Source organism: Peribacillus sp. AS_2 (assembly GCF_026891895.1).
In the GTDB taxonomy this organism is placed as follows: Bacteria; Bacillota; Bacilli; order Bacillales; family DSM-1321; genus Peribacillus; species Peribacillus frigoritolerans.
Window position 1 is genome coordinate 204,097 of the sequence record NZ_JAPTGA010000004.1, and the last position, 24,434, is coordinate 228,530.

The 24,434-nt window shown below is 40.4% G+C and carries 26 protein-coding genes; 7 read left to right on the forward strand and 19 right to left on the reverse strand.

Annotation, left to right across the window (positions count from 1 at the left end):
- Positions 1-71 precede the first annotated feature (71 nt).
- Complete coding sequence (locus OTG27_RS08860; protein ID WP_057278455.1) at positions 72-1,097, reverse strand: SepM family pheromone-processing serine protease; 1,026 nt, start codon at positions 1,095-1,097, stop codon at positions 72-74.
- A complete protein-coding gene (locus OTG27_RS08865; RefSeq protein ID WP_034313939.1) occupies positions 1,087-1,884 on the reverse strand; it encodes a patatin-like phospholipase family protein in 798 nt (265 codons plus the stop codon). The genes OTG27_RS08860 and OTG27_RS08865 overlap by 11 nt, the downstream gene beginning before the upstream one ends.
- A 269-nt stretch (positions 1,885-2,153) precedes the next feature.
- Here OTG27_RS08865 and ylbJ point away from each other — a divergent pair, with 269 nt between their 5' ends.
- Positions 2,154-3,371 carry a sporulation integral membrane protein YlbJ gene (gene ylbJ / locus OTG27_RS08870; protein ID WP_268936727.1) on the forward strand — a complete coding sequence of 406 codons (1,218 nt, stop codon included), beginning with the start codon at positions 2,154-2,156 and terminating at the stop codon, positions 3,369-3,371.
- A gap of 39 nt (positions 3,372-3,410) precedes the next feature.
- On the opposite strand, the gene coaD is transcribed toward ylbJ, so the two are convergent.
- Together coaD and rsmD are read right to left on the reverse strand one after the other, a co-directional pair.
- A complete protein-coding gene (coaD, locus tag OTG27_RS08875; RefSeq protein WP_034313942.1) occupies positions 3,411-3,902 on the reverse strand; it encodes a pantetheine-phosphate adenylyltransferase in 492 nt (163 codons plus the stop codon).
- Entirely contained in the window at positions 3,903-4,478 is a 576-nt protein-coding gene (rsmD, locus tag OTG27_RS08880; protein WP_034313946.1) for a 16S rRNA (guanine(966)-N(2))-methyltransferase RsmD, read from the reverse strand.
- Between the two features lie 471 nt (positions 4,479-4,949).
- On the opposite strand from rsmD, the gene OTG27_RS08885 reads away from it, so the two are divergent.
- Complete coding sequence (locus OTG27_RS08885) at positions 4,950-5,339, forward strand: DUF7147 family protein (protein ID WP_063576924.1); 390 nt, start codon at positions 4,950-4,952, stop codon at positions 5,337-5,339.
- A gap of 54 nt (positions 5,340-5,393) precedes the next feature.
- On the opposite strand, the gene OTG27_RS08890 is transcribed toward OTG27_RS08885, so the two are convergent.
- On the reverse strand, positions 5,394-5,669 hold the full coding sequence (locus OTG27_RS08890; protein ID WP_048684554.1) for a YlbG family protein: 276 nt from the start codon (positions 5,667-5,669) through the stop codon (positions 5,394-5,396).
- A 138-nt stretch (positions 5,670-5,807) separates the two neighbouring features.
- Between OTG27_RS08890 and OTG27_RS08895 the strand changes: the two genes are divergently transcribed.
- Positions 5,808-6,131, forward strand: a complete 324-nt coding sequence (locus OTG27_RS08895; protein ID WP_034313954.1) for a hypothetical protein — start codon at positions 5,808-5,810, stop codon at positions 6,129-6,131.
- Between the two features lie 173 nt (positions 6,132-6,304).
- Here OTG27_RS08895 and OTG27_RS08900 read toward each other — a convergent pair whose 3' ends face one another.
- The 4 genes from OTG27_RS08900 to OTG27_RS08915 are packed head-to-tail and all read right to left on the reverse strand — an operon-like array spanning position 6,305 to position 7,987.
- A complete protein-coding gene (locus tag OTG27_RS08900; protein ID WP_098184685.1) occupies positions 6,305-6,754 on the reverse strand; it encodes a YlbF/YmcA family competence regulator in 450 nt (149 codons plus the stop codon).
- A gap of 60 nt (positions 6,755-6,814) precedes the next feature.
- Positions 6,815-7,240 carry a hypothetical protein gene (locus OTG27_RS08905; protein ID WP_268936728.1) on the reverse strand — a complete coding sequence of 142 codons (426 nt, stop codon included), beginning with the start codon at positions 7,238-7,240 and terminating at the stop codon, positions 6,815-6,817.
- 60 nt (positions 7,241-7,300) lie between these two features.
- Positions 7,301-7,543, reverse strand: coding sequence for a YlbE-like family protein (locus OTG27_RS08910; RefSeq protein WP_034313959.1), 243 nt, complete (start codon positions 7,541-7,543; stop codon positions 7,301-7,303).
- Between the two features lie 12 nt (positions 7,544-7,555).
- Positions 7,556-7,987: a YlbD family protein gene (locus OTG27_RS08915; protein ID WP_268936729.1), complete on the reverse strand. Its 432-nt coding sequence runs from the start codon at positions 7,985-7,987 to the stop codon at positions 7,556-7,558.
- 691 nt (positions 7,988-8,678) lie between these two features.
- On the opposite strand from OTG27_RS08915, the gene OTG27_RS26835 reads away from it, so the two are divergent.
- On the forward strand, positions 8,679-8,795 hold the full coding sequence (locus OTG27_RS26835) for a hypothetical protein (RefSeq protein WP_483878186.1): 117 nt from the start codon (positions 8,679-8,681) through the stop codon (positions 8,793-8,795).
- Positions 8,796-8,952: 157 nt separating this feature from the next.
- Positions 8,953-9,354, forward strand: a complete 402-nt coding sequence (locus tag OTG27_RS26675) for a transposase (RefSeq protein WP_374941252.1) — start codon at positions 8,953-8,955, stop codon at positions 9,352-9,354.
- 180 nt (positions 9,355-9,534) lie between these two features.
- Here OTG27_RS26675 and OTG27_RS08925 read toward each other — a convergent pair whose 3' ends face one another.
- Positions 9,535-10,569 (reverse strand): CAP domain-containing protein, encoded by a 1,035-nt coding sequence (locus tag OTG27_RS08925; RefSeq protein ID WP_268936730.1) that lies wholly within the window; start codon positions 10,567-10,569, stop codon positions 9,535-9,537.
- 345 nt (positions 10,570-10,914) lie between these two features.
- Here OTG27_RS08925 and OTG27_RS08930 point away from each other — a divergent pair, with 345 nt between their 5' ends.
- Positions 10,915-11,277 (forward strand): YugN family protein, encoded by a 363-nt coding sequence (locus OTG27_RS08930; protein ID WP_034313973.1) that lies wholly within the window; start codon positions 10,915-10,917, stop codon positions 11,275-11,277.
- A gap of 111 nt (positions 11,278-11,388) precedes the next feature.
- Here OTG27_RS08930 and OTG27_RS08935 read toward each other — a convergent pair whose 3' ends face one another.
- From OTG27_RS08935 to cyoE, 7 genes are all read right to left on the reverse strand, one after another.
- On the reverse strand, positions 11,389-11,850 hold the full coding sequence (locus OTG27_RS08935) for a DUF420 domain-containing protein (RefSeq protein ID WP_057278459.1): 462 nt from the start codon (positions 11,848-11,850) through the stop codon (positions 11,389-11,391).
- A 207-nt stretch (positions 11,851-12,057) separates the two neighbouring features.
- Positions 12,058-12,960: a cytochrome c oxidase assembly factor CtaG gene (gene ctaG, locus OTG27_RS08940; RefSeq protein WP_268936731.1), complete on the reverse strand. Its 903-nt coding sequence runs from the start codon at positions 12,958-12,960 to the stop codon at positions 12,058-12,060.
- A gap of 141 nt (positions 12,961-13,101) precedes the next feature.
- Entirely contained in the window at positions 13,102-13,437 is a 336-nt protein-coding gene (ctaF, locus tag OTG27_RS08945; RefSeq protein WP_034313978.1) for a cytochrome c oxidase subunit IVB, read from the reverse strand.
- 3 nt (positions 13,438-13,440) lie between these two features.
- Positions 13,441-14,070: a cytochrome (ubi)quinol oxidase subunit III gene (locus OTG27_RS08950; RefSeq protein ID WP_034313980.1), complete on the reverse strand. Its 630-nt coding sequence runs from the start codon at positions 14,068-14,070 to the stop codon at positions 13,441-13,443.
- Positions 14,070-15,941 (reverse strand): cytochrome c oxidase subunit I, encoded by a 1,872-nt coding sequence (gene ctaD / locus OTG27_RS08955; protein WP_057278461.1) that lies wholly within the window; start codon positions 15,939-15,941, stop codon positions 14,070-14,072. The genes OTG27_RS08950 and ctaD overlap by 1 nt, the downstream gene beginning before the upstream one ends.
- Positions 15,942-15,965: 24 nt before the next feature.
- Positions 15,966-17,048 carry a cytochrome c oxidase subunit II gene (gene coxB, locus OTG27_RS08960; RefSeq protein WP_268936732.1) on the reverse strand — a complete coding sequence of 361 codons (1,083 nt, stop codon included), beginning with the start codon at positions 17,046-17,048 and terminating at the stop codon, positions 15,966-15,968.
- A 253-nt stretch (positions 17,049-17,301) separates the two neighbouring features.
- On the reverse strand, positions 17,302-18,240 hold the full coding sequence (gene cyoE / locus OTG27_RS08965) for a heme o synthase (protein ID WP_034313989.1): 939 nt from the start codon (positions 18,238-18,240) through the stop codon (positions 17,302-17,304).
- A 599-nt stretch (positions 18,241-18,839) separates the two neighbouring features.
- Between cyoE and OTG27_RS08970 the strand changes: the two genes are divergently transcribed.
- The gene (locus tag OTG27_RS08970; protein ID WP_034313992.1) at positions 18,840-19,826 is read left to right on the forward strand and encodes a COX15/CtaA family protein; all 987 of its coding nucleotides are present in this window, start codon (positions 18,840-18,842) and stop codon (positions 19,824-19,826) included.
- A gap of 182 nt (positions 19,827-20,008) precedes the next feature.
- On the opposite strand, the gene pyc is transcribed toward OTG27_RS08970, so the two are convergent.
- Together pyc and OTG27_RS08980 are read right to left on the reverse strand one after the other, a co-directional pair.
- A complete protein-coding gene (gene pyc, locus OTG27_RS08975) occupies positions 20,009-23,446 on the reverse strand; it encodes a pyruvate carboxylase (protein ID WP_268936733.1) in 3,438 nt (1,145 codons plus the stop codon).
- Between the two features lie 605 nt (positions 23,447-24,051).
- Entirely contained in the window at positions 24,052-24,333 is a 282-nt protein-coding gene (locus OTG27_RS08980) for an Fpa/YlaN family protein (RefSeq protein WP_034313996.1), read from the reverse strand.
- Between the last annotated feature and the right edge of the window lie 101 nt (positions 24,334-24,434).

Genomic DNA, 24,434 nt, shown 5'->3' on the forward strand with positions numbered 1-24,434 from the left:
TTTCATCCTTAAGTGTAAAAAGCTAATCATGAAAAAAAGCGCAGACAGTAGATGACTGCCTGCGCTTTTTTTCATTTTCCTTTTCCATTTAGCTTCGTTAAATAGGCTACTGCATCTTCAAAGTTGTCAACCGGCACGATCTTCATGTCAGTGTCAATATCCTTTGCTGCAATGAGTGCATCTTCATAATTCGAACCCGCTGCTCCGTTTTCATTCGGGGCAAAGAATATCTCGGCTCCAGACTTATCGGCTGCAACAATTTTCTGTTGGATTCCGCCAATTGGACCGACTGTCCCATCATCAGACATCGTGCCCGTACCCGCTATGTCATATCCACTTGTAAGATCGCCTTTCGTTAATTGATTATAAATTTCCAACGAAAACATTAAACCAGCCGAAGGACCCCCTATATGTTCTGAATCTATGGCAATCGCCGGTTTTGTGTTCACTCTTCGATTGTCATCCAGCGAAATGCCGATTCCTACCCTATTGGGATCATTTTTAAAAGGCTGCAATGAAAGAACGGCCGTTTTCTCCGTCTCTTCCCGCTTATAAACGATTTTAACTTCATCTCCGGCCTTCTTTTCGTTAATATAATCCATGAATTCCTGTGCAGACTTGAATTTAACATCATCAACTTGAATGATTTGATCGCCCGCTTTCAGCTCTTTTGCTGCAGGCATTCCTTTTAGCACGTCCAAAACATATACACCCAGGTACTCGTATTCGACTTCTTTCCCTGCTTTTTCATATGCGATCTTAATGGCATTATTTTTAGAACCATCCATTAAGTGGAGCTGCCTGATATTATATTCTTCATCTGTTTCATCTTCGCTTCTGATGGAGGATTCCGGATAAAGCTCCTGATATTTGCTCCACTTCGCCATCATGTAGGAATATATATTTGCCCGGCCCATCCTTACAGTGGTTAACATAAAGCTTCCTTTTGCTTCATCTCCCCCGGATACCTCAATGATTGGCTCCAATTCTTTAGCCATTCCTGGTTTCGATACATAAAAAGGTAGGGAATAAAGGGCTGATGCTATGAGAAGTATAGCCACCACCAGGAAAGTGCGTACATACGTTTTACGGCTCATCTTCAAAGGACTCCTTCCAAGTAACAATGCTCTGCTTAATTTGATCAATCTTACCTCTTGCTGCTTCTTCTCCAATACTAATTATTTCCTGTACGTTTGTAAATGATTTCGAGCTGTATTTCTCAACCCTGGGGCGTATCATGACGTCTGAAGCAAACTCCCTGCTTTTAACCAGCTCCATTTGCAGGATATCGAGGCTTTGCATGATGACGTCATATATGGAGTTTATCTCCATATCCTGTTTCACGTGAGCTACATCCACACCAATTATGATGTCTGCTCCCATATCCTTCACAACTGAAACAGGAACCCTGTCAACTACGCCGCCATCAACAAGCAGTCTGTTTCCGATTCTTTCGGGAATGAAAATCCCGGGAATGGAGATGCTTGCCCTTACAGCCGGTGCGATGGGACCTTCCTGAAAAATGACCTTTTCCCCCGTTTTTATATCAGTGGCTACCACCGCCACAGGAATATCAAGTTCTTCAAATTTCTTGCCATATGTAAATACCCTGATTAAATCCTTTGTCCGCTTTCCCGAAATGAAGCCCATCTTAGGTATGGTGAAGTCCAAATAATACTTCCGCTTAAATGCACGGGACAACTTATACAGCCTCTCGATATCCGACCCCGCTCCATAAAAGGCTGCAACCATTGCTCCCATGCTGCTTCCAGCAATCATATCTATCGGAATGCCTTCTTGCTGCAATACCTTTATCACGCCAATATGTGCAAACCCCCTAGCTCCTCCTGACCCAAGTGCAAGCCCGACTTTTGGTTTCGACAAAGATATCCCTCCCGCTTTAACTAGTTCAAAATATTGAAATAACACTCATTCAAAGTTATGGTCTTAAACGGATTTATAGAAGCATATTATTTATATTGACAGTGAAACAAGCATGGCAGATATATTCCATTGAGCGGATCATCACTCTTTACATGTCGGTACAATCCTTATTCCATCATGCGCTTACTTTTCGAGAAAAAGAAGTTCATATTTTATTATATACGAAACGAACTGCCCTTATTTAGTAACCTTCAAGAGGAGGCTGAATTTTGCTAAAATCAAAATCTAAAACAGTACTGTTAGCTACCTCCGTCACGATGATGGCAGTTGGCTTGATCATCTTCCCCCAAGAATCCTTTGAAGCTTCCAAAGGCGGACTGAATATTTGGTGGACAATTGTTTTCCCTTCACTTCTGCCTTTCTTGATTTTCTCGGAGTTATTAATCAGTTTTGGGGTTGTCAGGTTCATTGGTGTCATGCTCGAACCATTTATGCGTCCCCTATTCCGTGTACCAGGAGTGGGAGGTTTCGTTTGGGCGATGGGACTTGCATCAGGGTTTCCAGCCGGGGCGAAATTCACTGTAAGGCTTCGTCAAGAAGAACAATTGACCCGCATTGAAGCTGAAAGACTCGTTTGTTTTACTAATTCATCCAATCCATTGTTCCTATTCGTTGCTGTTGCCGTTGGTTTTTTCCACAACCCTCATTTAGGGATCATCCTTGCCCTTTCCCACTACCTAGGAAATATTTGTGTAGGCATCATCATGCGTTTTTACCGTTGGAAAGAAGAAAAATCCCATGCAAAAGTAATGACCAAGCTCCCCTCCATAAGACAAGCCTTTGGTCAAATGCATCGTACCAGAATAAAAGAAACAAGGCCATTTGGCAGTTTACTTGGAGATGCGGTACTCTCATCCATCCAAACCCTATTGATGATCGGGGGGTTCATCATTCTCTTTTCTGTGGTGAACAAGCTTTTATTTCATATGAACATCACCGGATTGCTAGCATCTGGGGTCGGAGGAATTCTACATATTTTTAATTTCCCGGACTCCTTAAGCCTTCCCTTCATATCAGGCATGTTTGAAATGACTTTAGGTTCAAAATTAACCAGTACGGTCGAAGAGGCGACACTCTTTCAGCAAACCGTGATGACAAGTTTCATCTTAGCTTTCAACGGGTTCAGCATCCAAGCGCAAGTTGCCAGCATCATTGCCGCAACGGACATTCGTTTCACTCCCTTTTTTCTGGCCAGGATTGCACATGGCCTTCTTGCATCCATTATCACCATCCTGCTTTGGGAACCTTTCTATAAAGGCAAAATGTACAGCGGCAGCCCGATAGACGCATTCCCGGTCAGCGGATCCGGTGAACACGCGAATTCCCTATATCAAAGCATGCTTGATATAGGTCCCATTCTAACACTCGTGTTTTTGATCCTATACATCATCATATTTACCAAAAGGCTATTCAAAGGCCTTTCGTAAACCAAAAAAGAGCATTGCCCGTTGGCAATGCTCTTTTTTCTATCCTTTCAGTTCCTCGTATTTTTTGGCCAGAGCTTTCTGGACGACACTTGGCACTAGTTCAGAAATATCCCCGCCATACTTCGCTACTTCTTTCACGATACTTGAACTCAAGAAAGAATATTGATTTTTCGTCATGATAAAGAATGACTCTATTTTATTGTTAAGGAATCGGTTCATCGAAGTTCCCTGCATTTCATATTCAAAGTCAGAAGTCGCCCTCAATCCCCTGATGATGGCATTCGCGGAAACGCTTTCAGCATAGTCGACCGTCAATCCCTGATAGAAATCCACTTTAACATTCGGCATATGGGCAGTCGCTTCAGTAATCAGTTCCAGTCTCTCTTCCACTGTAAAAAGAGAATTTTTCGCTGAATTGTTCACGATGACCACATATACCTCATCAAAAACATTCGCTCCCCTTTGAATGATATCAAGATGACCAAATGTTATTGGATCAAAACTCCCCGGACAAATCGCTATTTTGGACATTCATAGTTCCCCCTGTTCGTGTACGTTTCCCCATTGATAAATCGTAACGGCAATGACGCCATAAACTTCTTTTCTCTTAACGGTAAAGTCACCAACTTTTTCTGGCAAAGTAACATCATGGCCATGCTCACAAACAATGTATCCCATATCGTTCAGCAATCGGTATTTATGTATTTCTTCAAGAATCTCGACTAGCTTTTGTTTCTTATAAGGTGGATCAAGAAAAATCAATTCAAAAGTCATTTCCCTTTTCACCAAAGCCTTTAATGCACGTTCTGAATCATTTTTATAAACTTCTGCACGGTCTGAAAACTTGCATAGTTCCAAATTAGCCTTAACCGTTTGATTTGCTTTAAAATCCCGGTCGACAAATATGGCTTTATCCATGCCTCTGCTTAACGCTTCAATTCCCAGTCCACCGCTTCCGGCAAACAAGTCGAGGACCAGCCCTCCTTCGAAATAAGGACCAATCATGTTGAAAATGGATTCCTTGACTTTATCAGTAGTCGGCCGGGTTCCTGTACCCGGTACAGCCTTAAGTGGTCTTCCTTTGCAAATTCCGGAAACGACCCTCATCATTCTCACCACATTTTATGACAAATTTCTGTTACTTTCCTATCCTAACATATTAGAAAAAGCTAGCCAATATTTAAACCCATTTGCCCTCATTTCCATGATGAAAAGAACATATCATTTCGTACCATGGATAGAAGATATCCATTCTTTTTATAAATCTTTTACATCTTGAATAATAAAATGGTTTTTGGCAATAATGTGAATAACAACATTCCTTTTTAGGTGTTGTTGCCAACCGCGGAGAAGGCTTACGTTTCCCCATAAGTTCTTCCTCCGGTTTCTCCTCTCCCTTTGCCTTCTGGTCCTTAGTTAGACATAGAAGGACCCTGCATATTTTTGCAGGGCTTTTTTTTATTGATAAACCACTTATTCCTAATTCCCTTTGTCATCATTCGTCAATGAAGTTGTCCTTCTCTTTTATGAGGGATAATGATAAAGTAATGAATAATAAGTTAGTTAGGAGAGGTTTAATTGATTCAACGTTTTATTGAAATTGGACAAGGATATTCCGATATATATGAGTTGCTGGAAGTAGGCCGCAATCAGAAACATCGAGTTGCAAGGCTATTGGCCATGCATACTACCATAAATGATAAAAAGGTAACGTCATTGGTCATCGTCATGGAGCCCACAGATCCCGGGAAATTCCAGCCGCTTTATATTTGCCGTGAAGGTATCCCTAACCCACATGCAACCAAAAACAAACGCTATGAGCTTTTTGAGAACTTGGCTGAGGAACTGGATAGGCCAATTATTGAAATCGAAGTGAAACCTTCGGTGCTCTTTGCAGAAAGCGAGTTGTACTACCAGCACTTAATCGGCATTTTGCGAATGAATAGATATCTGCCGCCATTAGGCTGAAAGATGTTGCTGCCCTGAAAATGAAAAAGCTGACTCCGCATGAGTCAGCTTTTTTCAAATTCCCATTTTATAATCATATTCTTTCGCTTTATCCGGTTTGGAGTTTTCGAACTCCACCTTCAAAAAAGGCTTGTAAGAAAGGTCCACCTTTTTAACGAACGAATAATTATTCAGTTTTTCCACCAGTGGTTCCACTTCATCCATATTCGTATAAAGCACGACATATTTCAACTTTTTTGAAACATAATGGATATTTCCAAATTTCCTAAGCATTTTGGCTTGTTTCAATGTATGTAAATAGACGATGATTCCCTGTCTCGCTCCAAGCATATCAATAACTCCCTTTTATAAAGGTTTTAACTAAGTGTAGCATAGCAGAATCTTTACTTTCAACCAAGAAAAAAAGATTATAAACAAAATTCTCTCACTATTATGAATATACACACTGTGAAGGGAGCCAAACAAACGATGGATTTAAACCAAATTTGGCATCAATTTATTGTGCATCTATTAGATAATGATGAAATTACCCAAGCTTCGATAAAAAAGTTCACAGGAATCCCCTTTATATATATCCATTATCATCCGGCACCAAATGATGATGGTAAGCTTTCCCTCTTAATAAAAAAAGCCGCAAGCCTTTCAATGCGTGGCAAGCAGCTTCATTGTGAAACCATTTTCGTACGGCAGGAAGAACATTTATATGTATTCCGGCATCGTTTTTATGTGCCGCAGAAAAAGATGTTTTGCTGCGGCAACCTTTGTCCGGATTGTATTCTATATCGCAGTTAATCGCTTTTTGCCACGTGACCGAAATATGGAAGATAATAGTTCATGCATGGGTTCATGACCATGTCTCGGCGAGGTTCCAAACATGACACAGCCACCGAACTCCGTAGTAATGTCGAATTTCGATGGCTGCATGTTATATACCGGCACTGAATGGTCCCATTCTGGCCATTACCCTAAGCAGAGCACCCGCAACTTCCCCCGGTTCCGCAGCTTCCCGTCGAACATCCGCCGGATGAAACAAAAAATGGATTCCCAGCCGGGGTTTTGACCTGTTCAGAAACCGCTCGGCCAATTCTTCCGCTTATTTCATCAAGAACGGATTGCAATTCTGTCTCCGCCCGCTTAAACCTTGCAACGGCAGGATGCATGTCCATGTCCCGTTTAGCTTGCCTCGTTTCTAAATTGATGCGTTTATAATCCGGGTGATATTTACCGAACCTTTGAACATCTTCAAATAGATCCTTGAGCGAAGAAAACTTGGAAATAATCCCTTGGGCCTCTTTGTCGTTTTGTAATTTATATAAACTAAGGAGATATTCTTCTCCTATTTCAGAATGAAGGATCATTTCAGCTAATCCATCAGCCTGATGTAAAATGTCGATGATTTCCATAGTAGCAAGCATTAACAAGCTCACCTCCACAACCATTTTACCATTTCTCTCTTTTAGATGCTAATGGTTTGATTAAATCGAGGAAGTGATATGTACCTCAAGCTCTTTTTGCAGCCCTGTTTTTTCACCTGCACCGTTCAAAATCTCCAGCTTTATTTTATGCATGCCATTCGGGACATCCTTTACGATAAATGCTGCCGTTTTCATATCGACTTTCTTTTGATTATCAATAAATACGGACACAGTTGCCAATTGTTCAGGATTTGATTCTGAAAAACCATAGTTTTTCAAGTAGCACTCAACATAGACGGAGTTGCCTTTTACAAATGTTTTTACCCGAAAGTCCTCATCTGAGTTTTGGATGCTCGATACAGTGGTGGCAGCCTCTAGTGTAGAAACACCTTTTATGGCTACTCCTGAGTTTTCAGGTTCAGGTATTTTCTTGCCACAACCCGTCGCTGCCATCAACACTGTTAGAGCCAATATCAACTTTCTCATTCCATCGTCCCCCTTTTGCCTTTATTGTTCGCCAAAAGGAGTAATTTACTCTTACTTTCTTCATTCACTTGGAGCATTCATTGCTTGAAACATATGAAGCATCATTGAGGCAACCTGAACGCTTTCCGAAAATTTAGAGACCCGATGTGGAATCGACTTCTCAAAATAATATTTAGCTTCGGTTTCAAACACATCCACTTCATGTGGATTACGCATTAATCTTTTGTACCATGCAGGCTGAACCCTCAAATAATTTCGCATATCTTCGTTTGTTTGAATGAATTCATATATATTCTGGCGCATGAAAAACCCTCCTTAATCTTTGGTGAATAAAAAAGGGTTAGCTCTCTGCTCTTTTTCTTTTGGGGGAGGACTGGTATCACCTGATTTATTCCCTTGGAAAGCAGATAGCACTCCTTGGATTGCACCGATGGCCTGATTGGCATTCGTAATATATTGTTGAATCTGCCCCATATCCATGTTTTTAACGGCATTCATTAACGAACCGATCAACTCAGTGCTTTGGTCTCCCTTTTCAACCGGCGGTGATTGAGATCCTGTATTCTCTTTGGGCTCACCCACACTGCCGTCAGCCTGCCAGCGTGGATGATCTTCTCCGAGTAAATACCACTCTTCAAAAAGTTCCTGCCATGTTGCTTGTTTGCTTCTCACTTCATTCACTAAATGAGGATGTTCCTTTACAAACTCCCGAAATCCTTCCACGGAGGGCCGCTTTCTTTTTGCCATTACTCTCACCTCACACTTAGACATCGCCTATTGCACCATATGCTAAAGGTAGATAAAAAGTGCATAAATTCCTTTACTAATGGAATGGGGCGTGACTGCGGAATTCAAGTTCGTTACGTAAAAACCTCCATTGGCAAACGATCCTCATCGAGGGGAATGCAAATGGTTGGGACCTTTTAAAATATGATCCACAACAAGAAAACGGACCCAAACCGGGTCCGTTTCAGACTGTAGTCAAACTCGATGAAAAACGAGTTTGTCTACATTTTTTTTGCTTGTACAAATTTGGACGTTGATTGGAACGTAGGCACTCGCTTTCCGCGGGCGATCCGGGAGCCTCCTCGGCCCACTTGCGCCTGTGGGGTCTCCCCTTGGACTCGCTATTCCCGCAGGAGTCTCGCACACCCGCTCCAGTCAACTAGGTTTAAAAACTTGGATAGAACTCCTTTTGCCTACAGTCTTTTTTGTTTTAATATAGATTTATTAAAACTTGAGGTGATGAGGATGGTTACGAAACATCATTCTATTCAACGAGAACAACTTGAAATGATTACTTTAGATCAACTGGTGCCGGCGAACCATTTGGTTCGTAAATGGAGGCTTACATTGACTTCACTTTCATTTATGACTTGGTGAAAGATATGTATTCAGAGGCAGGACTCGCAGTATTGATCCAGTTATTTTAGTTAAACTGACATTCATTCAATATACCTTCGTTATTCGTTCCATGCGTAAAGGGATTGAAGAAACTGAAACAACTATGGCAGGCAGCAGACACAGCAACGTTTTGTATTGGGAACGATTGTAACAACTGCTAATACACATGACAGTCATATTTTGAAGCTACTTGTTGAGCTAGGATTGAGAAAGTTAGAAAACGAGAAGCCGTTGCCGCAGATGCAGCTTATAAAGCACCAGCGATTACAAGCTACCTATTTAACAAAGTAATCACACCTGCTTTACCCATACACTTCCTCAAACAAAAGAAGGATTCTTTATGTTTCGATGAACACTTTGATTGTTACCTTTGCTCTTCGTGCAAAACTTTAAAGTCCTCAACAACAAATAAAGAGGTCTATCGCGAGTACAAATCGCCAAAACAAATTTGTGCAACATACTCATATTTATCACGGTACAGAAAGCAAGGACCATCAAAAGGTAGTGACACGACATATCTGGCAAGCATTTGTGGAAGAAGCAGATCATTGCTTCATCATCAAGGTATAAAACCTATATACGCGAAACGCAAAGAAACGATTGAGCGTATATTCTCAGATGCAAAAGAAAAGCATGTTATGCGTTGGACTACTTTAAGGGGACTTAAAAAATTGTCGATGGAAGCCAATGCTTACTTTCGCTGCCATTAATTTAAAGAAGATGGCCACGTGGACATGGCAAGGTCCTAAAATGGCATAACATAGTGGTTCTAAGAGCTCAAATCTCTTAACCTTTGGTCAAATTTCAAAGGGAATATTAAAGGTTCGGAATTTTTTAATTCCGCCCCCCTTGTCAACAAACTGAAACGGACCCAAACCGGGTCCGTTTTTTTATCTCTTTATGAAATTCTGGGTGTAATAATTTTTATATACCCCGACGCCCAGACCTGTAAATTCCTCGTTCAGCATCGCATCCCGATGTCCTTTGCTATTTAGCCAACCTTCCATGACAGCAGCTGCATCCACATAATGGGCTGCTATATTTTCACCTGCCGCCCTGTATTTCACATGACCTGCATCAAGACGATTTTCCAAATCCCCCTTTGTTTCAGAAACATGGGTTCCTTCAGGGGTGTCCTTCATTTCCCGGCTATGAAGGTAAGCAACCTCCGCAGTAGCCGCATCCCATTCTAAAGGCTTCAAATCAAATCTGCTGCGCATGATATTCGTAATATCGAATATTTGCTGCTCATTTCCATCTTCCACTTTCGCCATGTCCTCATCTGAAAGGTCCTTAACTGTCACAAGTTCACCATGATAGGTCAACTCATACGGCTTTTGTTTCAATAGGGCGGAATCATTCAAGAATCGGATGCTTGAAACAGTACCAGTGAACTTATCCAAATAAAGCTGAACATTAATATTCCCTAAATCAATTAACGGCCTCATGTTCATGTCTTCCTCCGACAATTCAAAACGATAGGAACTGTGACCAACTTCAATATCAACAGTTGGTTCCACATATAAACTGGAATAGATGGCATCAATCGATTGTCCAATTTTAAAAGGAGCGACATTGACCTCATCACCGATTCCATAAGCAGATACCACTTTTTCATTTTCAACGGCTAATTGGAAATAATTATTATAGTCCTTTTTATAAACCCACCATTCATATCCATAGGCAGACAAATCAATTCGATCCGGCTTACCGTATTCCCTTTCTATCTCTTTTGCATTTTTCCCGATCGTTACTGCCAGACCTTCTGTCACTTCAGTAACCCCTTCCTTTTCAGAGGAAGGGCTTCTTTCATTTATATGTCCATTGGGGTTAACACCTTTGTTACCATCAATAAGGGGGTTCCCTTCATCTTCATCGCCGATATTAAGATAAATACCGATTACGAAAAAAATAACGATTAACACCAACACCTTACCTAAACTGCGCAGAGGAACACTCCCTCTCTCTATCTAATTTATGTATCCAATGCAAAAACCTTTCTTTCCTGATTATATCACTGTTCAATCATATTTTTCTAATTTACGTTAGACTGCCCCTTCATTAAATTTATTTTAAAAATGGAACTTTTGTGAATGATTAAAATACCATGGTTGAGTTCATTGCAACTTCCACCATTTCGTACTATTATAAAATATAGGATAAAATGGTATATTATAAACATACTTGGAGATTTTTAATATATTCATGTACATAATATTTTCCCGGTATGTCATTTTAATTCTCAATAGTAAACATAGGAGGTACTACTCGTGAAATTTGAAAGCTTTGGAATCGAAAACATCACAGCCGACTTAAACCGATTAGATGACCTAATGCCGCAATATGGTTTAATACGAGCAGAACAATGGGATTACGAAAGAGTAAGTTACGATCGTAAGTTCGAATTAAAAGAAGGCACGTTTTACCTGAGAATACTTGGCTATGCTACAGAGGGCGATGTTGGCGCTCACAGGGCCGTCATCAAATTAATGGTTCCTCTATTAGGAAAACATTATTATCCACACGGAGTTGAATATGGTGAAGGGGAGGATTTTCCTGCATCACTAGTTAAACAAAGTGAAAAAATCCTCGCTCAAATCAAAGAAGAACTTACGCAATTCAACGGCCTATAAAAGCCGTCAGCGAAAAGTGGTACAAAGAGAGAGGATCATGTGTGATGCTCTCTTTATTGTATCCAATACAAAAGCCTGATGCTTTTTTTTGCACCAGGCTTTTTTGTCATTTTAAAATCCTAGGATCGCCTTTATTAAAGATGTTGTTTCGCCGCCATGATAAATCACATAAAGCAGGATGTAAACAGCTACTCCAGTAATCCCAGTGAAAAACCAAATGATGCTTGTCGCCGGCCCGATTTTTTTATGAATGGCGAATTTACCTTTAAACCCAGTGGTAAGCATGATGATCCCCAAAACAGCTCCAGTTGTTGCAAGCGTTATATGGAAAATCAAAAAAATCGTATAATAAATTTTTATGTCATCGGGTCCGCCAAACGACGTACTACCAATGAAGACCGTCCGAGAAAGATATATAGTGAAAAAGATCACCGCAAAAACCGCAGCTGCCATCATGGTTTTTTTATGGGTCTCGATTTTGCGCTGTTTAATTTGATACCAGCCTATTGCAACAGTGATGGCACTTAATACAATGAAGGCTGTACTTATCGTTGGAAGGATTGGTAAAGACATATGAAATGTAGTCCTCTCTATATTTATTAATCAACTACCATTTTATAAGAGGCAATCATAAAATTCAATAAAATCAAGGATTATTAACAGAATGCTCACTTTTATAGAATACCCAAGTCAAATTACTGGCTATTTGCTTTAATTCGAAAATCAGGTAAAGTCAGATAAAAGACTTGTCCGCCCCAAGACAAGTCTTTTATCGTACAATTATTCTGCAGTCTGAAAATCCGAAGGTATAGGATCGATATCATTTTGGCCGCCATTCTCCTTTTTGAACCAAGCAAAGAAAATGACACCCAATACATAGCCTAATACGATTTCTTGAATCACTTTCATCAGAACCCCGCCAAGCTGTTGATCCTCAAGCAATGGGAGTCCATTGAACATTTCCGGACCACTGAGCGTTAAACCGGATAGTGCGGAGGCCGGAACGCAAAGTTCCATGGCACTGGCCCAAGATTCCGCATTGGTGAATGTATCATACATCGGATCATTAGCAAATATGATTAAAGCACAGGCAGGGGTCATTAGAATGCCACTGCCGAATATATAAGCTACTTTTTTCACACCTGATAGACTTTCACGTTCGGGCAGTTGATTGACAAGCGGGAACCACATCAAAACAGCGGTCGTAAATAAAAGGACCGTGTATCCTGCATGAATCCACATCCCCGTTTTGATAAAGTCGAATACTAACGGGATATGGTACAACGAGAAAAGAACGTTAAATAATAAAAGGGCGATAAGAGGTCTCGTGAAAAACTGAAATAACGGCTTCACTCCCCTTGAATTTATGAGTGTTCTCATAAGCCAATCTGGAATCGCAATGATAAATAATGGCGGAATCACGAGATAGAGCAGTGCCATTTGAAACATGTGGGCACTGAACATGATATGGCTCAATAAATCCAGCGGCGATCCTTTTACCACATAAAGAAGGAACATGGCTATCAAAAAATAAGTGGCCTGTTTGACGGAAAGCGGTGAGCTGCCCGGAAACTTCCCCCCTTTTTTTGTCACCAGCCAAAAATAGCCAACGGTAATAAGTACGAGGGCGGCAAAATAATAAGGACTCCACAAAGCGCGAAATCCAAAAATATCAATAGACAAAAAAATCACCTCGTTCATGAACTTTTTCTTACTATCCATTATACCTAAAATGAAACATTGTAACAAATATAGATAAACTTGGATGAGAATCACCACATAAAGAAAAACCGGCTATCATCAATAGCCGATTTTCTTTATGGTTTATATCCAAACAATCGTTAGGAACACAAGGACCGTTATCAAGCCCACTGCAAGGCCGGAAAATAAGAACAATGCAATGGTGCCATGCCCTTTATGCTTCATGTGCATGAAATAATACAATTGGAAAATCACCTGTACAACTGCCAGCAGCAAAATGACCGGTTTAATGAACCAATGTGAAAAACCCTCAATTCCAACTGCAGCAAAAGCAAGTAATGTAAAGAAAATCATTAGTGTAAATGATATTACTTGGTGTTTCATCTCTTCAGCATTTTTCTTACGGCGATATTTTAAATCGACATTCGGGTTCGCTGAATTTGATTGTTCATTCGCCATCAGTTATCCCACCATTCCCATTAAGTATACGACAGTAAAGATAAATACCCAGACTACGTCAATGAAATGCCAATATAGACTCGCAACAAAAAATTTAGGAGCGTTATACAAATTCAAGCCCCTTCCTGCATTACGAACCATAAGAGATATTATCCAAACCAAACCGAAAGCAACGTGTCCTCCATGAAAACCAACTAACGTATAAAACGCGGAGCCGAAGGCACTGCTCGTAAAGGTATGATGGAATTCATGAACATAGTGATTAAATTCATAAATCTCGAGTCCAAGAAAACCAAAACCAAGTGCAACCGTAATCACAAGCCAAGCTTGCATTTGTTTAAAGTGGTTATTTTTCATATGGTACATTGCATACACACTGGTCAATGAACTGGTCAGTAACAGCATCGTTGCTACAAAAGTAAGTGGTAATTCGAATAAATCTTTAGCTAAGGCTGCATCACCATTTGGAACTTTATCCTTCAATGCTAGGTAAGTTGCAAATAGTGAGGCGAATAAAACAGTCTCTCCACCAAGAAACAACCAGAAACCTAAATACTTATTTTTACCTTCTAAAGTCGCTTTCTCGGGAGAAGCAGGCCAAGTGGCATCCGTGAATCTTTCATCTGTTTGCATTATGCCTTACCTCCCTTGTCTTTATCGTCCATAAGGTCTGCTTTATGAATATGGTATCCATGATCGTCTTTAACTGAACGAATAAACATTGAACCAAATGTCACCAAAAGTCCTACTATCATTATAGGCAGGGTCCATGTCTTATCATCCATATGGTATAAAGCACCGAATGCAGCGATAAATAAACCTGAAGCAATCGTTAATGGAAGAATAGATGAATTTGGCATATGGATATCCCCAAGTGGTTCTGCAGGAGTCATTTCCTTTTTCCCTTCCATTTTTTCAACCCAGTAAGGATCTAATCCGCGGACTAACGGCAGTTGTTTAAAATTATAAAAAGGCGGTGGTGATGGAATGGCCCATTCTAGCGTACGGCCATCTCCCCAAGGATCATTGCCGACCTTTTCATTCTTCACAGATGTAATGATGATATTGATGACCATAACCAAGACACCAAATGCCATCAAAAAGGCTCCCACAGTACTAATCATATTACCTGTATTAAAGCCTTGATTGTCCAAGAATGTAAATACGCGACGAGGCATCCCCATCAAACCTAAGAAATGTTGAATGAAGAATGTTAAATGGAAACCAATCAAGAACGTCCAAAATGTGATTTGCCCCAATTTTTCGCTTAACATTGTTCCAAACATCTTCGGCCAATAGAAATTGATCCCTGCCAATAAACCTAATACAACCCCACCGACGATTACATAGTGGAAATGGGCAACAACGAAATAACTATCATGGTATTGATAATCAGCAGGTGCAGATGCGAGCATGATACCAGTCACGCCGCCCATTGTAAATGTAGGAATAAAGGCAACTGCATAAAGCATCGGAACCGTGAACTTGACACTTCCTCCCCACATCGTAAAAATCCAGTTGAATATCTTAATACCTGTCGGTACAGCGATAGCCATGGTCGCCACGGCAAAGATTGCATTTGCGATCGGACCTAGTCCAGTGGTAAACATATGGTGCGCCCAAACCATGAAACCTAAGAAACCGATTAAAACGGTTGCAAATACCATCGATGAATAACCAAACAATCTTTTTCTGGAGAAGGTAGCGAAAATTTCAGAAAAAATACCGAACGCTGGAAGAATCAGGATATACACTTCCGGGTGACCGAATATCCAGAATAAATGCTCCCAAATGATCGTATTTCCCCCTGCCGCTACATCAAAGAAATTCGCACCAAACATCCGATCGAACATCATTAACACCAATCCCACGGTAAGCGGAGGAAAAGCGAATAATATCAATGCAGAAACAACGAATGTTGACCAGGTAAACAGCGGCATACGCATATATGTCATACCTGGCGCACGCATATTAATGATGGTTACTAGGAAATTGATCCCTGCCATTAGTGTTCCAAAACCTGATATTTGTAGTCCAAGGACGTAAAAATCAATGCCGTGGCCTTCGGAGTGAAGGGATAGTGATGCATACGATGTCCAGCCTGCATCGGGAGCCCCCCCTAAAAACCAGGAAAGATTTAAAAAGACTCCCCCAAAGAAAAACAGCCAAAAACCTAATGAGTTCAAAAATGGGAACGCAACATCACGTGCCCCTATCTGTAATGGCACAACCGCATTCATAACAGCAAATACCAATGGCATTGCCGCCAGGAATATCATTGTCGTACCGTGCATGGTCAAAATTTCATTATAAAATCCGGCACTAACGAAGTCATTATTTGGGATTGCAAGCTGGATACGGATAAACATCGCTTCCAAACCGCCGATTACAAAGAATAACCCGCCAGAGATAAGATATAGAATGGCGATTTTCTTATGGTCTACCGTCGTCAGATAATCCCAAAGCGTAGCGCCAAATCCTTTTTTATTAGCGTAGGTACTCACGATTTAACCTCCTTAATCAATGTTCTATTTGTCTTCCACCTTAAGCTCTAATAGATAAGCTGCCAGTGCATTAATATCTGAATCCGAAAGTTCACCGTAAGTACCGGTCATCGTGTTGCCCGGTTTATACTTCTCAGGATCCTTGATCCATTTCTTCACATTCTCTTCCGTATGATCCAATACGCCAGCAACTTTTTCACGCTCACCGAATGTAGCCAGATTCGGAGCCTGACGAGCAGCTTCAGGCCTGCTGTCATTCGGCGTCACCGCATGGCAGCCTATACAACTTTGATTAAAGACATCTTCACCCTGTTTGGCCAGATCGCCTTCAACGACAGGTTCCTTCGAGGCTTTCATATCTTTAGTCCATGCTTCAAAATCACTTTTAGACTTCGTTATGACCTTAAAATCCATCAAAGCATGTGAAGGACCGCAAAGCTCAGCACATTTTCCGTAGAATACATTGTTCGAATCTTCTGCCTTTTTATCGTCGAATTCTAAGAAAAACTGATTGACCCCTTCTGTATTTGTATCCATCTTCCCTCCGACAGACGGTACCCAGAATGAGTGCTTAACATCTGAAGCAGTTAGATTGAAGTACACTTTTCGATCTGTCGGCACAACCAAATCCTGACTTGTTACGACGCCAAGGTCTGGATATTCAAACTCCCACCAATAAAGGTTTGCCCTAACATTCACGACAAGTGCATCCTTCGTCTTTCCATCCTTATCTTTCTTATCCATTGCCTTTGTGTCGGCTAAGTCAAAAGTCGTGACGACGGTTGGAACAGCCAGAACAATTAAAAGAAGGATAGGAATAACAGTCCAGATAATTTCGAGTTTATGACTTCCTTCAATTTGTTTCGGTATTGTTTCGTCGCCTTCCTTCCGACGGAAGCGTAGTATAACTACAACAAACAAAATAATCACAACAATAATAACCAGTACCATGATTAGTGTACTCAATATCAGTAAGTCATACTGAGATTGCGCAACATCGCCAGCTGGCTTCAGTGCGGATAGAAATGGTTCGCCGCAGCCCGAAAGGACAAGTCCTACAATTCCCAGCAGAGCAATTAGGCGCCATTTGTGCAGCCTTTTTTTCATAGCTTCAGAAACCCCTCTTTCGTCAAAATTTTCTCACAAAAATAAAAATGGGCGCAATTGCGAATATTCTCTCTATGTCAATTTCTAAAAAGAAAGAATCCCTAATCTAAGGAATTATTAAGTTGATTCATGTAACCGCTCTTATGTATGCCCCTGTTGGTTCCGTTAATATGTATGAATGGCGGTCAGTGCTTTATTTATCAGTAAACTGAGGCCTGTAAAAGAACAGGCCGCCAGTTTATTTAAACCAAAACTAGATCAGTGTGACAATAACCATCGCTACAAATAAAATGGTCATATAATTTAGAGAATATACAAACATGGATGTTGCCCATTTAACATCGTCTTTCTTTTTATACCCCTTAATCCCCAAAATAAGCCAACCTGTGCTCAATAATGCAGCAAGAATAACTAGCGGTGTTCCTAATGGAGTTAAAAAGAAAGGAATGAACATTAAACAGATGATCCACAGCATAATCGATCTTTTTGCAGCCTTGAACCCTTTTACGACCGGAAGCATAGGTACTCCAGCTGCACGATATTCCTCGACACGCCTCATTGCAAGTGCATAAAAATGAGGAGGCTGCCACAAGAACATGATCGCGAACAGGACCCAGGCGATCTTATCAAGGCCCGGGTCGACCGCAGCCCACCCGATAAGCGGAGGCACCGCTCCGGATATACTGCCTATTATCGTATTCGAGACAAATCTACGTTTGAAAACCATAGTATATAAAACAACATAGGCGAAGACGCCGAATGCTCCCAGTATGGCAGTTGTCATATTAGTCAATGCAAGTAAAATCAGCCCTGCAGCAATTAAGCCGAAACTTAACGCCAATACCTTTGAAGGCTGTACTTTCCCGGTTACCGTTGGACGGTTTTTCGTTCTTTCCATTAAATGATCGATATCACGGTCATAATAATTATTGAAACTGCAAGATCCCGCCATTATGAGCGCCGAACCTGCAAGTGTATAAAACACTACATCTAGATTGCTTAAGAAGCTAAGCCCCGAAAAATGAAGAGCCAACCACACGCCGGTAAAAGCTGTAATTATATTTGAATTGACGATCCCCACTTTTATAAGTGCGAGAAAATCCTTCCAAGCTGTTGTTTCTGGTATATCCGATTGAAGGGCGGCTTTACTGTCCTCCATGACAGCTTCTGACAAACCCCTTGTTTCTGACATTTGTTTTCCTCCTTTAAATCATTCAGCACAGACGCAAATGCAAAAAATACTTACATATGCTATAGAACATTATTTCATACTTTTTGATATTTGTAACCAAGGAAGCGTAAACAAAAAGTAAATTATTTACCAATGACTGTCGTCAATGGAATCCATCGAGAGCTATCATTCTTAATATCATGCTTAATAACAGTAAAATTTAGTAAAATCATTTCTTCAATATATTAAAACACATTTTTGGAAGCTTTTGTGAAAATTTTTCGGATATTTTTGACCAATTTGTGTCTCAATAATTTACTGCTCTTGTAAGATGTTCATCAAGAACATGAATAGTATGCTTTTATCATCATCCCCTAGGCTCTATCCCTATTTTGCTCCTACTTGTAGGTTTACACTCCCTTTATTTCTATCAAAGTCTTTTGTAACTTTCAACTATTTCAAGCATTTTAATTAATAGTTATAATATTAACTGAACTTGTAAAATCATTCTATTTTGTGTAATATCGAGGAAGTTCGACAAATATTATGAAAAATCTTATGCTATTATTAATTTTATGGAACAATCCTAATTTGCTACAGAGAAAAAGGTGGGACTACTAGTGAAATCGTCTCTTAAATGGTTTGCTGTTTTAACAACGATTGTAATGCTTTTCATCTTACTTGGCGGCGCTTTAGTCACGAAGACGGATTCCGGCATGGGATGCGGCAGGTCCTGGCCATTGTGCAATGGCCAATTGATCCCGGACAAAATCACGATTGAATTGGTCATTGAACTTTCCCATCGTCTCGTTTCAGGTGCTGGAGGATTCTTGGTTTTAATTTTATCGTATATGTCTTGGAAAAAAATCGGCCATATCCGTGAAGCACGTTTCTTATCCGTCCTTTCTTTTGGTTTTCTGTTACTACAAGGGTTAATCGGGGCCGCTGCCGTCATTTGGTCACAATCCGATTTTGTCCTTGCCCTTCATTTCGGCATATCGCTCATTTCCTTTGCTGCCGTCTTTTTACTGACATTGTTAATTTTTGAAGTAGACAAGAAGTTCGAAGCCGAAAAACTTATAGTTGACAAACGAATGAAATTCCATATCATTGGCGTATTGATTTTTTGTCTCGTGGTCGTATATACAGGTGCTCTTGTAAGGCATACAGAATCAAGTCTTATCTGTAAGGATTGGCCTTTATGTGTAAATGACAGCCTTGCACTCCCCTCTAACCTTTATGAATGGATTCAGATGGGACACCGTGCAATCGCAGGCGCCATTTTCATTTGGGTATCGTATGTGGCTTATATCGCAAAAAAACATTACAAAAATCAAAAAGTGTTATATGGCGGTTGGATGGCTGCATTCATTCTCGTATTTTTACAGGTTACCGCTGGAGCCTTCATCATTTTCTCAAGGCAAAACTTATATATCGCATTGACACACGCATTATTCATTGCCTGCTTTTTTGGTGTAATGAGCTATTTGATGCTATTGACATCAAGAAGCAAAAAAAATGCACTGGCCAAGCAAAAAAGAAACTCCACGCACACAGTCAAAGGACAGGATGAAAAGGACATAACACCAACAGTACCCGCCCGTTAATTTCTGATTGTTCAATCAATAATATAATAGGACAAAACAAGAACCACCATTCCTCAGGGAATGGTGGTTCTTGTTTTGTATTAAGATACCGTGGATTGCCTTGAATGAGGGCGTAGGGCAGCTTGAAACCTCAAGCATACCCCATATACCCTAAATCATTCAGAAGGTCACAGTCAGCGATATTACTTAGTTATTTCAATCAATAAGTCCCCAGTACTGATCGCTTCTCCATCTTTTACATAAATATCTTTGATGGTCCCGGAGAATGGTGCTTGCACGGTGGTTTCCATTTTCATCGCTTCCGTAATGATCAGGTGATCACCCTGCTTGACCTGATCTCCTTTCTCGACCACTACACGAATTACCGTACCTGGCATTGTCGCACCGATTTGTTCTTTATTTTTTTGATCAGCTTTTACTTTTGATACAACGGAAGATTTAATGTTTTCATCCTTGATGATCACTTCACGTGATTGACCATTCAACTCAAAATACACAACCCGTGTTCCATCAGCCAATGGCTGGCCGATTGAAACCAATTTTACGATAAGCGTTTTACCCTTTTCGATTTCAACTTCGATTTCTTCCCCTAGCCTCATACCATATAAGAAAGTCGCGGTATCGAGGTTGGAAACATCTCCAAACAGCTCAATCGTTTTATTGTAGTCCAGGAATACTTTTGGATATAGGGCATATGCAAGCACATCGAAATCAGTGACTGCCCGTCCCAATTCCTTGAATAATTCTTCTTTAAGTGCTGCAAAGTCCACTTCTTCCAATAACTCACCCGGTCTTACTGTTATAGGTTTCTTCCCTTTCAGGATAACTTCCTGAAGCTCTTTAGGGAATCCCCCAACTGGCTGACCTAGATAGCCTTCGAATAACTCTATGACTGAATCAGGGAAATCGATGGATTTACCTTTTGTCAGAACATCCTCTTCAGACAGGTTATTTTGTACCATGAATAAAGCCATATCCCCAACAACTTTGGATGACGGAGTCACTTTAACGATATCACCGAACATTACATTGACGCGCTGATACATCTCTTTCACTTCATGCCAGCGGTCTCCCAGCCCAACTGCTTTGGCTTGCTGCTGCAGATTACTATATTGACCGCCCGGCATTTCGTGTTTGTAAACCTCGGTATGAGGTGCATTCATTCCGCTTTCGAAGTCATGATAGAATTTCCTGACCTCACCCCAGTATTCTCCTAAACGCTCTAGTGAATCGACTTCCAACTTAGGCTGTCTGCTTGAACCCTCCAATGCATAATGAAGTGTTTGTACACTTGGCTGAGAAGTCAGTCCAGCTAAAGAACCAATCGCCGTATCAACGATATCCACACCGGCTTCAATCGCTTTAGAATACATGTAAATGCCATTTCCGCTTGTATCATGAGTATGCAGATGAATCGGAAGGGATGTCGATTCTTTCAGTTCCGAGACAAGGCGGTAAGCAGCATCAGGCTTCAAGAGCCCGGCCATATCCTTGATCGCTAAAATATGGGCACCGGCTTGTTCCAATTCCACCGCCATATTTTTATAGTAGTCGATATTATACTTGCTGCGTGTTGGATCATTCAAGTCCCCTGTATAACAAATGGCAGCTTCTGCAATTTTGCCGGATTGACGGACTGCATCAATAGCCAATTCCATCCCTTTAACCCAGTTTAAACTATCGAAGATACGGAAAACATCAACGCCTGCATCCGCTGATTTCTCGACGAATTCACGAATGACATTATCAGGATAATTTTTATAACCAACTGCATTTGAAGCCCTTAAAAGCATTTGTAATAGGACATTCGGTGCTTTTTTCCTGAAACTTAACAGCCTGTCCCACGGATCTTCTTTCAAGAAACGATAGGCGACATCGAAAGTTGCCCCGCCCCACATTTCCATTGAAAATAAATCAGGAAGCAGTTTTGCTGTAGGTTCTGCGATATCAAGGATATCTTTCGACCTGATTCTCGTCGCCAATAAAGATTGATGTGCATCACGGAAAGTCGTATCGGTGATCAATACCTCTTTCTGTTCTTTGATCCAATTGACCAGTCCCTCTGCTCCCTGCTCTTCAAGTATATTTTTTGTACCCGAGATAAGCGGCAAGCCACCAACATTAGGAATCGGTGCTGGATCAAAAACAGGTTTTTTCTTTTTCTCGACTCCCGGGAATCCATTCACGGTCACATTTCCGATATATGAAAGCATTTTTGTCCCACGGTCTTTTCTAATTGGGAAGCTAAATAATTCCGGTGTTGAATCAATGAATGATGTATCATATTCCCCATTTATGAATTTTTCATGTTTTACAACATTTTCAAGGAAGGGGATATTTGTTTTAATACCACGAATCCTGAACTCCTTAAGGTTACGAACCATTTTGGAAGCTGCCTGCTCAAATGTAAGCGCATGAGTAGAAAGTTTAACGAGAAGGGAATCATAATATGGTGTGATGACCGCACCTTGGAACCCATTCCCTGCGTCCAGGCGGACACCGAATCCCCCACCGGAACGGTACACCATCATTTTCCCGGTATCAGGCATGAAATTATTCAATGGATCCTCGGTCGTCACCCTTGATTGAATCGCATATCCATGAGTTTTAATTCCTGCTTGTTCGGGAATACCGATCTTCTTGCCATGGAGCTCATGCCCTTCAGCCACCATGATTTGAGATTGGACGATATCAATGCCCGTAATCATTTCAGTGATCGTATGCTCAACCTGTACCCGTGGATTGACTTCAATAAAGTAAAACTCGCCATTTGCGACAAGGAACTCGACTGTACCAGCGTTTACATAATCAATATTTTTAGCCAACTTGACAGCTGCTTCACAAATCCTTTCCCTTAAATCTTCGGAAAGGGAAACGGAAGGTGCCACTTCCACAACTTTTTGATGCCGTCTCTGAACGGAACAGTCACGCTCATATAAATGGACGATATTCCCATGAGTATCAGCCAAAATCTGAACTTCTATATGCTTCGGATTTTGTATGAATCTCTCTACATAGACTTCATCATTACCAAAAGCTGCTTTAGCTTCTGATTTTGCGCGATCATAAGCCTCTTCAACTTCTTCGATTTTTCCGACAATTCGCATTCCGCGTCCGCCGCCGCCTAATGAGGCTTTTATAATAATTGGAAAACCGTATCGTTCACCAAATTCCTTGACTTCTTCAACACTGGTCACCGGTCCATCGCTACCAGGGATAACCGGAATATCCGCCAGTTCAGCTTGTGTTCTGGCTTTTACTTTGTCACCAAACATATCTAGGTGTCTTGATTCTGGTCCGATGAAGATTATGCCCTCTTCCTCACAACGTTTCGCAAATTCAATATTTTCTGAAAGGAAACCATAACCGGGATGAATCGCATCGACGCCACTCATTTTGGCAATCGCAATTATGCCTTCAATATCCAGGTATGCATCAATCGGCTTTTTGCCTTCCCCGACCAAATATGCCTCATCCGCTTTATATCTGTGATAAGAACCATAATCTTCCTTTGAATAGATTGCAACTGTGTGAATGTCTAATTCCGTACAAGCCCGAAAAATCCTTATCGCTATTTCCCCGCGATTTGCCGCAAGTACTTTTTCTATACGTTTCCCCATTGCTACCACCCTAATCAATATGTATTTTTATTGAATATATAGAAAAAAAGCGTGAAAGATTTCCACCACTTTTTATTCATGAATTGATTTCCCAAATAAGGAGTCCAATCTGTTTAGGCTCATTTTATCGCTGATGTAATTATTTCGATATATTTTATATTTTCGTTTTTCACATCCGATAAAGACAAAAAAAGAGCCATATATCATTAACAAATTAAAATTTAGCTATAATAATATATTATCAATTTGATTTAACATTCAATTAATATAACAATAATACTAAAATTAACTGAATACAATAAAAAAATAAAAAATTACATATATTCGTATAAAAAAACAGGGAATTAGAACTGACTCCCAGTACTATCGATCCATTATTGATCAAAGCCATATGACCGGAAAATCCCACAGGGAATATTTTAAAATCGGAAGATGACCATTGAACTTAGAAAGAATTCAAAAGAATAAGATAACTCAAATTGAACTTCGCGAACTAATTAGTATGTCACTTTTAAATATAGTATAACATTATTCACTTAATTGTGTATATAAATAAAAAACTCAAACAATCATCGAGATTTGTTTGAGTTAGTATGTTTTATCTATTATTTTTTTAACGATGCTTCATGCAAAACTGACAATTCCTGTTCAAGGGTTTCCAAAAGGGATTTACCCTCGGTCTCCTCTACCAAACCTAAGCGTACGGCAAAATCAATTTCTCGTGATAGGCCGAACATTTGCGTATCAAGTACCTCTTCATATAAAGGACATTGAGGCATAGTGAGATTTTCCATTTGAACTTTAATCAGTTTTAGAATCTTGTCAGCATCTGCTTTTAATAAAGCATAAGCTTTTTCTCGATGATTGACAAGCATATCAGATGCCATGTTAAATCCCCCCGCTCAGAGCGATTAAATCTTATCTCTAAATTCTACCTTTAGTTTTGTGAAAAAGCAAGGACATTGACGAACAATTTGCCATTGAAATA